This window comes from Parasulfuritortus cantonensis (assembly GCF_004337445.1).
Classification (GTDB): domain Bacteria; phylum Pseudomonadota; class Gammaproteobacteria; order Burkholderiales; family Thiobacillaceae; genus Parasulfuritortus; species Parasulfuritortus cantonensis.
On the sequence record NZ_SJZB01000032.1, the window covers coordinates 45,666 to 57,869 of the forward strand.

A 12,204-nucleotide genomic window follows, 5' to 3' on the forward strand; every position below is an offset into this window, starting at 1 on the left:
ATAGAAAATGACGGACCACCACGAAATGACCCCCACGACGGTCAAGGATTTCCTGCTCGCCCTGCTGGGCGGGCTGGCCGCCCCACTCTTGGCGATCAGCATGATCGTCGGCCTGGTGGTCAGCATCCAGGCCAGGCAGACCGACAGCAACCCGGCCGACGTCAGTGACCAGGAAGTGCGCGAGCGCATCCAGCCGATCGGCAACTCCGTGGCCATCGACCCCAACAAGCCGCACATCGACATGACCGGCGAGCAGGTCTACACCGAAGTCTGCTCGGCCTGCCACGGGTCCGGCGCGCTCGGCTCGCCCAAGTTCAAGGACACCGCGGCCTGGGGCAAGCGCATCACCCAGGGCTACGACACCCTGCTCCTGCACGCCTTCAACGGTATCCGCAAGATGCCTCCCCGCGGCGGCGAGCCCGACCTGACCGACCTCGAAGTCGCCCGCGCCATGGTCTACATGGCCAATGCCGGCGGCGCCAAGTTCGAGGCCGTCCTGCAGAAGGAAGTGGAGCCGACCGCCGCCGAGCTGGCGCGCGGCAAGACCGTCTACGCCGAGAACTGCGCGAACTGCCACGACACCGGCGTGACCGGCGCCCAGAAGCTGACCGATCCGGCCTGGGCCGGCCTGATCAAGCAGGGCAAGGATTACCTGTACACCGCCGCCATCAAGGGCACCTTCGGCGGCCCGGCCAAGGGCGGCAACGACCAGTTGTCCGACGCCGACGCCAAGGTCGCGGTCGACTACATGGTCAACGAAGCCAAGGCCGCCCTGGCCAAGGCGCCGGCGGCCGCCGCCAAGAAGTAGGCGCGACGCCGGCAAAGAAAAAGCGCGACCCCGGTCGCGCTTTTTTTGTCCCCGGGCGGCGCCGCTCAGCCGCCCAGCATGGCCTTGAGGTCGGCCAGCCGGCGCTTGCCGGCGGCCTTGGCCGCCTCGGGGGCGAGGGTGTCGCCGGCCCGCTTGACGTCGCCGTCGTCCAGTTCGGCCAGGAAGCGCGAGGGGTCGCAGGGCAGCCATTCCTGGCCGCGCTTGCGCCGCTTGCACCAGGTCAGGGTCAGGCTGCGCTGGGCCCGGGTGATGCCGACGTACATCAGGCGGCGCTCCTCCTCCAGGCGGCTGCCTTCCAGGCATTCCCGGTGCGGCAGGATCTCTTCCTCGACGCCGACCAGGAACACGTGCGGGAACTCCAGGCCCTTGGCCGCGTGCAGCGTCGATAGCCGGACGGCGTCGACCTCGTCCTCGCTGCGGCCTTCGAGCAGGCTCATGAGGGCGACCGTCTGGGACAGCTCGACCAAGCTCTTGCCCTCCTCCTCGCCCTTGCGGGTCAGCCAGTCGACGAACTCGCGCACGTTCTCCCATTTGCCGCGCGCGGCGCGCTCGTCCTCGGAGTCGTACAGCCAGGTCTCGTAGCGGATGGCGCCGAGCATTTCGTCGAGCACGGTCCCGGCCGCCTCGCGCTCGGCCCGGAAGGCCAGGCGGTTGATGAACTCGCCGAACTCGAGCAGCGGGTGCAGTTGCTTGGCCGCCAGGGCGGCCTTGGCGCCTTCCTCGAACATGGCCGCGAACAGGCTGACGTGGCGCTCGGCCGCGTAGTGGCCCAGGCGTTCCAGGGTCGACGGCCCGATGCCCCGGCGCGGCGTCGTGGCGGCGCGGATGAAGGCGGGGTCGTCGTCCGGGTTGGCGATCAAGCGCAGGTAGGCGGTGATGTCCTTGATCTCGGCGCGGTCGAAGAAGGACTGCCCACCCGACAGCAGGTAGGGAATCTTGGCGGCCCGGAACGCCTCCTCGATCACCCGCGCCTGGTGGTTGCCGCGGTACAGCACGGCGTAGTCGGCGTAGCGGCCGCGAACCTGGAAGCGGTGGGCGTCGATGCGCACGGCCACCGTCTCCGCCTCGTGGCGGTCGTCCTTGCACTCGACGGTCTGGATCGGATCGCCATGGCCCAGTTCGCTCCACAGGTTCTTGTCGTGCAGGCGGCTGTTGTGCCGGATGACCCGGTTGGCGGCATCCAGGATGCGCCGGCTGGAACGGTAGTTCTGGGTGAGCGGAATCAGCTTCAGGTTCGGGTAGTCCTCGCCCAGCCGGCGCAGGTTCTCGACGTCGGCGCCGCGCCAGGCGTAGATGGCCTGGTCGTCGTCGCCCACGGCGGTGAAGCGGCCCATGGGCCCGGCCAGGAGCTTCATCAGTTCGTACTGGGCGCCGTTGGTATCCTGGTATTCGTCGACCAGCAGGTAGCGCAGGCGGCCCTGCCAGCGGGTCAGGACGTCGGCCTCGCTGCGGAACAGATCGACCGGCAGGCGGATGAGGTCGTCGAAATCCATGGCCTGGTAGGCCTTCAGGGTCGCCTGGTAGGAATGGTAGGCGCGCGCCACCTGGGCGTCGGCCTCGTCCTCGGCGGCCTGCTCGGCCCCGGCCGGGGTGAGCAGGGCGTTCTTCCAGTTCGATATCCGGCCGGCCGCCCGGCGCAACACCTGCTTGTCCGTGGTCTTGATGATCTCGGCCAGGATGCCGGCCGCGTCGGCGGCGTCGAGCACCGAGAACTGCGGCTTGTAGCCCAGGGCGCGGGCCTCCTGGCGCAGGATGGCCAGGCCGAGCGAGTGGAAGGTCGAGATGGTCATGCCCTTGGCCTGCTTGCCGTCGAGCAGCTCGCCGACCCGCTCGCGCATCTCGCGCGCCGCCTTGTTGGTGAAGGTGATGGCGGCGATGTGGCGGGCGTCGAAGTCGCATTCCCGGACCAGGTAGGCGATCTTGCGCGTGATCACCCGGGTCTTGCCCGAGCCGGCGCCGGCCAGGACCAGCAGGGGCCCGTCCAGGTACTTCACGGCTTCGCGTTGGGGGGTATTGAGATTGGATAACACGGCTGGGGCAGGCCCGGTAAAATCGGGGCCAAGTTTACCATTCGGGGGAAACCGGCTTGGCCACCTATGCGATCGGCGACATCCAGGGCTGTTTCGAGGCGTTCAAGGAACTCCTGGTCGCGATCGCCTTCAATCCGGCCGAGGACCGCCTCTGGCTATGCGGCGACCTGGTCAACCGGGGCGAAGACTCGATCGGCACGCTGCGCTGGTGCATGGCCCACGACGACCGCATCGTCGCCATCCTGGGCAACCACGACCTGCACCTGCTGGCCGTCGCCGAGGGCTTCGTGCCGCCCCACCGCAACGACACCCTGACCGAGATACTCGAGGCCCCGGACCGCGACGCCGTGCTCGACTGGCTGCGTCGGCGCCCCATGCTGCACCGCGAGGGCGACTGGCTGATGGTGCACGCCGGCCTGCTGCCGGAATGGACCCCGGACCTGGCCGAGTCCCTGGCGCGCGAGCTGGAAACGGTGCTGCGCGGCCCCGGCTACCGCGATTTCCTGGCCCGCATGTACGGCAACGAGCCGCGCCGCTGGCACCCGGGCCTGGCCGGCCAGGACCGCCTGCGCCTGGTCGCCAACGCCATGACCCGGCTGCGCTACCTGCATCCGGACGGCGACATGGAATTCCAGCACAAGTGCGCCCCGGCCGACGCGCCGGCCGAGCTGATCCCCTGGTATGCCATGCCGGACCGGCGCTCGCGCCGGGTCCACGTCCTGTTCGGCCACTGGTCCACCCTCGGCCTGCTGGCCGGCGAGGACGTGGTTTCGCTGGATACCGGCTGCCTGTGGGGCGGCCAGCTCAGCGCGATCCGGCTTGAAGACAGCCGTCTGTTCCAGGTGCGCTGCCAGGCGCGCCGGCAACCAAAGCCGCACGGATAGCCGACTCCGCCCGGGCGGCCAGTTCCTTGCGGCCGAGGCCGCGGGCGGCGATCGCCGGCAGGAATTCGATCTCGGCCACCAGGCCGGATGCCCGGGTGATGTTGCGCACCGAGGTAAGCAGGCTCATGTCGCCGAAATAGGCGGCCGCCGTCGAGTGCCCGCCCTGCGCGTCGAGGTAGCGGATGCGCGCCGGCCAGACTGCCGCCTCGGCCGCCACGGCGGGCTGGAACAGGCCCGGATAGAACGGCAGCAGACCGCCGCCGTCGCTCGTGGTGCCCTCCGGGAACAGGGCCAGGCAATCGCCGTCGCGCAGGTGCCCGGCCATCAATTCGTTCATGCGCCGGGCGTCCGACTTGCGGGTGCGCTCGAGGAACAGGGTGCCGCCCGCCTTGTCGGCCAGCCAGCCGATCACCGGCCAGTCGCGCACCTCGGCCTTGGAAATGAAACGGGCCGGCAACAGGCTGTGGATGACGTGGATGTCGAGCCAGGAGACGTGGTTGGCGACGATCAGGGCGCCGCCGCCGCGCACCGCCGGCGGCCGGCCCTTGACCGCGATGCGCACGCCGACCACGGCGAGCAGGCCGGCGGCCCAGCGCACCAGGCGCTTCTCGCGCTCGCCCCGGTCCAGGAACGGAAACAGGAACAGCACGGTGGCGACGCCGGCCAGGAGGTGGCCGGCCAGGCGGATCTGGCGCAGGTTGGCGGCTAGGCTGGGCATGGCTCGGGAACGGGCTGGCGGTCGGCGGAGCTTAGCCCGGCAGCGTGACGATACGGTAACCGGTCCGTGACAGACCGGTTACCGGGTGCGCTCAGTGGGTGACGCGGGATTCGCCGCCGGATTCGAGCAGGCGCACGCGGTCGCCGACCCGGAAGCTCTCGCCGGTGTCTTCCTGGACGATGGCGATGGTGCGGCCGGAGTCGAGGCGGACCGTCAGTTCCAGGCCGTTGGTCTTGGTGGCGTGTTCCTCGATGGCCTTGCCGGCCACGCCGCCCGCCACCGCGCCGAGCACGGCACCGACGATGGCGCCCTTGCCCTGGCCGATGTTGCTGCCGGCGACGCCGCCGACCACGGCACCGGTCGCCGTGCCGACGCCGGACTTGGAGCCTTCGATCTTGACGTTGCGCACGCTCTCGACGACGCCCATCTTGACCTCGTAGACGCGCCGGGCGTCACTGCGTTGATAGTCGTCGCTGCCCAGGCCGCTGGCGCAACCAGTGGCCAGCAGGGCCACCATGGCCAGGGCGGGGAAGGTATAGCGGTTCATGTTTCACTCCTTATAACGAATAGCCGTATTCGGCCTTGAATCGATCCGAAATCTCCGCGAAATCGAAGCTGTGGTTCTGCCCGCCCCGGCTGGCAATCTTGACGCTGCCCAGAAGGCCGGCCAGGCGACCCGCCGTATCCCAATCATAGCCGCTCAGCATGCCGAACATCAGGCCCGCCCGATAGGCGTCGCCGCAGCCCGTCGGGTCCATGATCGCATGCGGCCGGGCGGGCGGGATGTCGTGCACCTTGCCGCCGGCATAGATGCGCGAACCCTGCGCGCCCAGGGTGACGACCAGGGCCTTGACCTGGTCCGCCAGGACCTCGAGCTTGCGGCCGGTACGTTCCTGCAACAATTCCGCCTCGTAGTCGTTGACCGCCACGTAGTCCGCCAGTTCAACGAATTGCTGCAATTCGACGCCGCTGAACATCGGTAGGCCCTGGCCCGGATCGAAGATGAACGGGATGCCGGCCTCGTGGAACTGGCGGGCATGGTCCAGCATGCCCTGGCGGCCATCCGGGGCGACGATGCCGAGCTTGATGCCAGCGGCATCGGCGACCCGGTTCTCGTGGGCGTGGTTCATGGCGCCGGGATGGAAGGCGGTGATCTGGTTGTCGTCCAGGTCCGTGGTGATGAAGGCTTGGGCGGTATAGCTGCCCGGCACCGCGCGAACGTGCTCGCGACCGATGCCGAGGCCGTCCAGGCGTTCGGCATAGGGACCGAAATCGTCGCCCACCGTGGCCATGATCACCGGCTCGCCGCCGAGCCGCTTCAGGTTGTAGGCGATGTTGCCGGCGCAACCGCCGAATTCGCGGCGCAATTCCGGCACCAGGAAGGCGACGTTCAAGATGTGTATCTGGTCGGGCAGGATGTGGTGCTTGAAGCGGTCATGGAACACCATGATGGTGTCGAAGGCCATGGAGCCACAGATCAGAGTACGCATAGTCCGGTTCCGTATGTAAGCGACCGGGGGATTTTCGCCTTTTCGCGCCGTTTTGTCCCGAAAACCGGCGTCGTCGCGCTTGACTGCGGTCCCGATTCGGGCTTTAATTCGCGGCTCTTCGGTCGGGAAATCCGGCCGCGCAGCAAGGCTGGCCAGGTAGCTCAGTTGGTAGAGCAGCGGATTGAAAATCCGCGTGTCGACGGTTCGATTCCGCCCCTGGCCACCACCTATTCAGGCACTTGGGCCACTCTTCGGGGTGGCCTTTTTGCTTTCCGGCGTCACGATGGACCCGCCGTCCGCGTGTCGCCCTATTGATCCCCATCGCCTTATCCTGACGAAGCCATCCGGTGGAAGTGTGAACCGCCCCGGGTTCCGTGGCGGCTGTTCTGTTCAAGCCAAGTGCCTTCCACGATGGCGCCGGCGAGCCGACGGCAATGGTTGACCTCACGGCGGGGCATGGCCGATGAGTTCGAGCAGTCGGTGGTGGTCGAACCAGGCCACCCATTCCAAGGTGGCCAGTTCGACGGACTCCGGGCTCTTCCAGCGCGCCCGGCGGTGTATCCGCCCGGTCTTGTAGGGGCCGTCGAGGCCGCACCGCACCCATCTGGCCCATGGCCACTGGCACATTCATTCATGCCGACGCCGGGAGGCACATGCACTTCCACAGTGGCATCGGGCATGGTGTGTGGTAACGGTCGACCGGCACGAAGGAGCCAGTCGGGTCGAAATACTTGCCGCGGCCCGCCGAAGCACGGCGTGTGCTGAACCTGCCGAATGGCCTATACGCAAGCCAGTCCGGTCGAGGAGGTCGCACTACGGTCTTGCCCATCACGGGTGATAAGCCTACAAAAAAGCATGGATAACAAACATATGGAGACACGACATGGGAACTTGGACGCTTGAAAGCGTCTTGCACTCCACGCGACTGCACGATACCGCCGAGTTGTTCGGAAACCACTACATCGTCAATTTCCGGCTGCGCTACACGCCTGCTGTCCTCGGTGGTTTCAAGGAAGTGCCCAAGCTGGACTGGCACGAAATCATCATGATGAACGAACATCACAAGGGCGAGTCTTGGGTGTTCGAGGCCAACATGTATCAACACAACCCGCTGTCAAAGACGCTGGAAATCTGGGCCAAACGCTACGTCGAGGCCTACGACAATGCCGCTGGCCAGCCGGACACCACGATCAAGGGCAGTTCCAAGCTGATGGACAAGAATGGTCGGCCCGTGCCGGTGGCTGCCTTGGAGCGCGGCCTTACCGACGACGGCGACAAAGCGGACGCGGTGAGGGACTACCTCAAGAGACACGGCGGCGTGATGTTTATCGAGATCGACGATATCCCCTCCATCAACCACCCCAAGAACGGCGAGCACAAAGAACGTCTGCTCATCTTCAATTGCGGCGTGGTTGGCGGCGGCCCCCGTACCAAGGCGATCCAATACCTGAATGTGGATGCGGCACGGCCGAAAATCAATTGGACACGCCGTTTTGACCTATCCCATACCCTGACCCATCTCAACACCACCGGCTTCAGACGGGTGCTACCGCCGCCGCTGGTATCGATGCCCAGAGCGCCGGTGTTCGTCAGCGGCGAATGCTGGTGAGCGCTTGGCAGACGCCGGGCGGGCAGAGAGCCGGCGCGGGGATGCGCCGGCCTGATGCGAGGCAGCCGGACGCCACGCCATTGGTCCGGCGGTCCAGGTTCCGCGCGTGCATGCCTTTCCCGCCTGAAGGCGCGATTACTTGATGTGACCCCAGTCCTTCAGCCCTGACACCGCGTTTTGGCTCTCCCGCCCGCTGCCCAGCATCCGGGCGCGGTTGTAGTGCGGCCGGCGAAAGGGAAGTCGGCCTCTCATTCGACGCCCCAGACGACCCGTCGACCTGCAGCGAGCCATGAGCGGCCACACCGTCGAAGTGGTACCGCCTCGGCCGTCACGAAGGAACCGCGCGTGGATCGACGCTCGAGGCCGGCGGGCAGCCCCCGATTTTCGCCCACCTCGGAGACAGGACGATGGATCATAGGGCAACACGCCGTCCCCGACCCCGGCCGTCCCCGATCACGCCCGCAAGGAGCTTTCCCACCATGGACATCCCACGGATATTCAACATCACCGAGAGCGCTCACCGCATCCACAACCCGATCACCCCTGACAAGCTCGCCGCGCTCGGCGCCGCGCTGCGTCTGCAACCGGGGACCCGGGTGCTCGACCTCGGCAGCGGCTCCGGGGAAATGCTGTGCACCTGGGCACGCGACCACGGCGTCGTCGGCACCGGTGTCGACATGAGCCGGTTGTTCAGCGAGCAGGCGAAACGCCGCGCCGAAGAGCTCGGCGTCGCGGATCGGGTCGAGTTCATCCACGGCGACGCCGCCGGCCATGTCGCCGCCGAGAAGGTCGGCGTGGCCGCCTGCGTCGGAGCGACCTGGATCGGCGGCGGCGTCGCCGGGACGATCGCACTCCTGGCGCGGAGCCTGCGCGCCGGGGGCATCATCCTCGTCGGCGAGCCCTACTGGCGGCAGCTGCCGCCGACCGAAGCGGTCGCCAAGGGCTGCCTGGCCAACGCCCTCTCCGACTTTCTCATGCTGCCGGAGCTTCTCGCGTCCTTCGGCCAGCTTGGCTACGACGTCGTCGAAATGGTTCTGGCCGACCAGGACGGCTGGGACCGATACGAGGCGGCGAAGTGGCTCACCATGCGCTACTGGCTGGAAGCCAATCCCGACGACGAGTTGGCACAGGAAGTCCGTGCCCAGCTGAGCTCGGAACCGGTGCGCTACGCCACCTACACGCGCGATTACCTGGGCTGGGGCGTGTTCGCACTGATGGCGCGCTGACGCGTCGGCTCGCGGCCCGGTTCCGGCGGCGCCGGGGTGAGCACCGTGGCCCGGAGGCGGGAAATCGTTGCGCCGGCAGGAACCAGCATTTTTTTCTAGGCTTGGTTTGGCCAGATCAGTTGGTTGCAGTAAATTTCTAGGGCCACATCCGCAAAAATCATCAGGGAGTCCATGGACTCAACTAGGTTAAAGACAATGGAGGCATCCGGCGTAGTCGGACGGCGAAGGAGTATTTGTGGATAAGTCCAATTTCACCCCTGCACAACTTGAAGCGATTAATCACGTCACTGGAAACTTGCAGCTGATCGCTTGTGCTGGATCAGGCAAAACTGAGGTTGTAGCTCAGCGAGTAGTGAATCTACTCCGGCCAAAGATAAGCGGCGGGGCAGGTTGTTTCCCGGAAAACATCGTCGCGTTCACATTTACAGACAAGGCCGCGGCCGAGCTCAAGGAGCGCATTCACACGCGGTGTCGTGAAGCGCTAGGAGATGTGACGGGGTTGGCCGATATGTATGTCGGCACGATCCACGGTTTCTGCCTTGAGTTGCTGAAATCCGAAGTGCCCGAGTATATGAAGTACGAAGTACTCAACGAGGTACAGCAGTCGCTGTTCGTGGATCGTCATTCTAGAGCCTCGGGGCTAACGCAGAGCACCACGCTCACCGGAATTGCGCTCAAGCGTTACACCGATACCCGCCACTATGTGTCCTCCCTCTCCATCTTGCGCGAGGACAAGGCAATCGATCAGCCCAAACTACTGGGCAACACGGTAGCGACCGGGCTCCAGACCTATGAGCACCTGCTGCACGACAAAGGCTACCTCGACTACTCGAGCATCCTCCGCGAGGCGGTCAACGAATTGCACAGCAATGGTGCCCTGCGCAAACGCCTGGAGGAGCGCATCCGGCATGTGATCGTGGACGAATACCAGGATGTCAATCCGATCCAGGAGGCCGTCGTCAGCGAACTGCACACGCTTGGTGCCGACATCTGCGTGGTCGGCGATGACGACCAGACGATCTACCAGTGGCGCGGCAGCGACGTGCGCAACATCCTCAGTTTCGATCAGCGCTATAAAGATGTGACGCCGGTCAAGCTGGAAGAAAACTTCCGCTCGAGCGACGGCGTCGTGGCGGTTGCGCGTGACTTTATACAGCAACTCGTGCGGCGCCTGCCTAAGCAAATGAAGCCAACGGCGGCACAGGACTATGAGGCAGGCGACATCGTCGCGCTTGGATTCGACTCGCCGGAGGATGAAGCCCAATATATCGCGCAGACCTGCAAGACACTGCATGGCCTGGCAATCCGCGAGGGCAAGGAGACGCGCGGGATTTCGTGGTCGGACATGGCTATCCTGCTGCGCTCGGTTCGGCGCGATGGCGGCGCCATCATGGCAGCGCTGAACGAGGCTGGCGTGCCCTACGTCATCACCGGCATGGACAACCTCTTCGCCAAACCGGAGGCGGAGGCAGCGCGACAGTTGTTCTACTTTCTTGCCGGGGAAATCAACGAGAATGCTTTGCGACCCTATTGGCAGGCCGCTGATCTAGGGATCACGAAGCAGGCACTCGAGCAGGCGATCCAGTCGGCTGCGCAAGCCAGACAGGATATGCAGAACGCCCAGGTCGGGCAGTTCAAGGTGTACAACCTACAGCGCCAGTACATGGCCTTCCTCGAGAATGCCAGCATCCGGGAGGAGAATGTTCCAGACGGCCGGGGTGAGGTGGTGTTCTACAACCTCGGCAAGTTCAGTCAGGCGATCTCGGACTTCGAGAGTATTCACTTCCACTCGAGCCCGGTCGAGAAATACCAGAGCTTCGCCGGGTTCCTGCGTTATCACGCCGAGAATGCGTATCCGGAGGGCTGGCAGGACAACGCTTTCGTCGGCCCGGACGCAGTCCGGATCATGACGGTGCACCAGGCCAAAGGGCTGCAATGGCCGGCCGTGTTCATACCGCAACTGGTGAGGAACCGCTTCCCGGCCAAGGGTGGCGGCGGGCGGACGGCCTGGCATCTGTTACCGGCAGACGCCTTCGACAACGCGGCACGCTACAAAGGGGGCGTCGAGGACGAGCGCCGGCTTTTCTACGTAGCGCTGACTCGGGCGCAGAAGTTACTCCACCTGAGTTGGGCACCACATGCCGGCAACACCCACGCCCAGCAGCCGTCTGATTTCTTCACCGAGGTGCTGGCATCGAAGTACGTCAAGCGCCGTCGGCAGGACTATGCGAATCGTGAGCATCTCCCCGCCGAGCCGAAGGCATCGGTCGCCAACGTCACCCTATCGTTCTCGGACCTCAAGTATTTCTTTGCCTGTCCCTATCAGTTCAAGCTGCGCATCCTCTACGGGTTCAACGCACCGCTGGACGAAGCACTAGGTTTCGGCAAGTCGCTGCACGACGCGTTGGCGGAGGTGCATGCCCGCGCGCTGCAGGGCGAGCAGATCAAGCCGGACGAGGCTGCTGCACTCATCGCCCGGCACCTGCGTGCACCCTACGCCTACCCGACCCTGCGCGAGCAGCTCGAGGGAGCAGCCGAGCGGATCGTCGAGGGCTACATCAAGAAGAACGCCGCCGAGTTCAAGAACCTCGAGTTTTCCGAGAAGGCGATCGAGATCGCCCTCGGCGATGGCGTCTCGGTGGCCGGCCGCATCGACCTCGTCCGCCGGATCGACAATGGCGAGGTGACGATCGTCGACCTTAAGTCGAATGACCGCGCCCAAGCCGAGGCGGTGACGGAAACCCAACTCCACATTTACGCGCTCGGCTACCAAGAGCTCACTGGCCGACCGGCGGATTACGTCGAGATCTACGAGTTGGACGAACAGAAGCAGAAGCGCCGCTCGGTGGACGACGATTTCATCGCCGACGTGAAGCGCGACGTGCAGGCGGCAGCGACAGCCCTGCGCAGCAATGCCCTGCCTCCAATAGCCCACAAGAAAACCTGCGGCCAATGCGACTACTGCAACCTATGCTCGGCCGCCGTCGTGAAGTGATATCAAAAAAGGCGCAAAACTCAAACATGAACCGCCCCGGCTTCTGTGGAGGCCGATTGGTTTTTTGTGGCTTTCCCGGCGGTGTCGGAAAGCCGGCGGTAGTAGGTCATCTCAGCCCCGTTTGGAGGGATATTTAGGGCATTCAACCGCCACCTTCCAAAGCAGCAAATCTGAACACCTGAACTAAGTTCCGAGGCGATGTTGGGGCGACAGGCAGCTACGTCCGCTCAGGCCGGCGAGCACCGAGGCGTTTGGCTCACCCGATGACTGCCGCACTCAGCACCCAAGTGGAACCACGGATATCTTTGCAGCAGGTGCGGCTCAATGGGTGAATTCACAGGATTGAAAAGTTGTCCTTCACACCGCCGAGGACTCCAGCGGGTACAGTCCGCCCCAGGTTGCCAACCAGCGAGTTAGATTGTC

At 65.2% G+C, this 12,204-nt stretch carries 9 protein-coding genes, 1 tRNA gene and 1 pseudogene; 6 read left to right on the top strand and 5 right to left on the bottom strand.

Translation table 11 applies throughout. The annotated features are described in order from the left end of the window. The first annotated feature begins 7 nt into the window (after nucleotides 1-7). Entirely contained in the window at nucleotides 8-808 is an 801-nt protein-coding gene (locus tag EZJ19_RS08540; protein WP_131446610.1) for a c-type cytochrome, read from the top strand. A gap of 65 nt (nucleotides 809-873) precedes the next feature. Here the strand turns inward: EZJ19_RS08540 and EZJ19_RS08545 are convergent, their stop codons facing one another. Beyond that, nucleotides 874-2,859: a UvrD-helicase domain-containing protein gene (locus EZJ19_RS08545; protein WP_131446612.1), complete on the bottom strand. Its 1,986-nt coding sequence runs from the start codon at nucleotides 2,857-2,859 to the stop codon at nucleotides 874-876. A 56-nt stretch (nucleotides 2,860-2,915) separates the two neighbouring features. Here EZJ19_RS08545 and EZJ19_RS08550 point away from each other — a divergent pair, with 56 nt between their 5' ends. Next, nucleotides 2,916-3,743 (top strand): symmetrical bis(5'-nucleosyl)-tetraphosphatase, encoded by an 828-nt coding sequence (locus tag EZJ19_RS08550; RefSeq protein ID WP_131446614.1) that lies wholly within the window; start codon nucleotides 2,916-2,918, stop codon nucleotides 3,741-3,743. Here the strand turns inward: EZJ19_RS08550 and EZJ19_RS08555 are convergent. From EZJ19_RS08555 to EZJ19_RS08565, 3 genes are all read right to left on the bottom strand, one after another. Then, entirely contained in the window at nucleotides 3,664-4,461 is a 798-nt protein-coding gene (locus EZJ19_RS08555) for a lysophospholipid acyltransferase family protein (RefSeq protein WP_131446616.1), read from the bottom strand. The genes EZJ19_RS08550 and EZJ19_RS08555 overlap by 80 nt on opposite strands. Before the next feature lie 91 nt (nucleotides 4,462-4,552). Beyond that, nucleotides 4,553-5,008 carry an outer membrane lipoprotein gene (locus EZJ19_RS08560; RefSeq protein WP_131446618.1) on the bottom strand — a complete coding sequence of 152 codons (456 nt, stop codon included), beginning with the start codon at nucleotides 5,006-5,008 and terminating at the stop codon, nucleotides 4,553-4,555. A 10-nt stretch (nucleotides 5,009-5,018) separates the two neighbouring features. After that, on the bottom strand, nucleotides 5,019-5,951 hold the full coding sequence (locus EZJ19_RS08565; RefSeq protein ID WP_131446620.1) for a carbohydrate kinase family protein: 933 nt from the start codon (nucleotides 5,949-5,951) through the stop codon (nucleotides 5,019-5,021). 150 nt (nucleotides 5,952-6,101) lie between these two features. Between EZJ19_RS08565 and EZJ19_RS08570 the strand changes: the two genes are divergently transcribed. Next, nucleotides 6,102-6,177: transfer RNA gene (locus EZJ19_RS08570), tRNA-Phe, on the top strand. 100 nt (nucleotides 6,178-6,277) lie between these two features. Here the strand turns inward: EZJ19_RS08570 and EZJ19_RS16365 are convergent. Then, nucleotides 6,278-6,539 (bottom strand): annotated as a pseudogene (locus EZJ19_RS16365) (hypothetical protein); the annotation flags it as partial. Between the two features lie 295 nt (nucleotides 6,540-6,834). Between EZJ19_RS16365 and EZJ19_RS08575 the strand changes: the two are divergent. From EZJ19_RS08575 to EZJ19_RS08585, 3 genes are all read left to right on the top strand, one after another. After that, complete coding sequence (locus tag EZJ19_RS08575; protein ID WP_131446622.1) at nucleotides 6,835-7,560, top strand: hypothetical protein; 726 nt, start codon at nucleotides 6,835-6,837, stop codon at nucleotides 7,558-7,560. A gap of 479 nt (nucleotides 7,561-8,039) precedes the next feature. After that, complete coding sequence (locus EZJ19_RS08580; RefSeq protein ID WP_131446624.1) at nucleotides 8,040-8,786, top strand: SAM-dependent methyltransferase; 747 nt, start codon at nucleotides 8,040-8,042, stop codon at nucleotides 8,784-8,786. Nucleotides 8,787-9,021: 235 nt separating this feature from the next. After that, nucleotides 9,022-11,781 (top strand): ATP-dependent helicase, encoded by a 2,760-nt coding sequence (locus EZJ19_RS08585; RefSeq protein ID WP_131446626.1) that lies wholly within the window; start codon nucleotides 9,022-9,024, stop codon nucleotides 11,779-11,781. The last annotated feature ends 423 nt before the right edge of the window (nucleotides 11,782-12,204 follow it).

What these genes read in the sequence shown, in the direction of transcription:
- EZJ19_RS08540 (WP_131446610.1), top strand. Translation starts at nt 8, where the DNA reads ATGACGGACCACCACGAAATGACCCCCACGACGGTCAAGGATTTCCTG.
- EZJ19_RS08555 (WP_131446616.1), bottom strand. Translation starts at nt 4,461, where the DNA reads ATGCCCAGCCTAGCCGCCAACCTGCGCCAGATCCGCCTGGCCGGCCAC.
- EZJ19_RS08560 (WP_131446618.1), bottom strand. Translation starts at nt 5,008, where the DNA reads ATGAACCGCTATACCTTCCCCGCCCTGGCCATGGTGGCCCTGCTGGCC.
- EZJ19_RS08565 (WP_131446620.1), bottom strand. Translation starts at nt 5,951, where the DNA reads ATGCGTACTCTGATCTGTGGCTCCATGGCCTTCGACACCATCATGGTG.
- EZJ19_RS08575 (WP_131446622.1), top strand. Translation starts at nt 6,835, where the DNA reads ATGGGAACTTGGACGCTTGAAAGCGTCTTGCACTCCACGCGACTGCAC.
- EZJ19_RS08580 (WP_131446624.1), top strand. Translation starts at nt 8,040, where the DNA reads ATGGACATCCCACGGATATTCAACATCACCGAGAGCGCTCACCGCATC.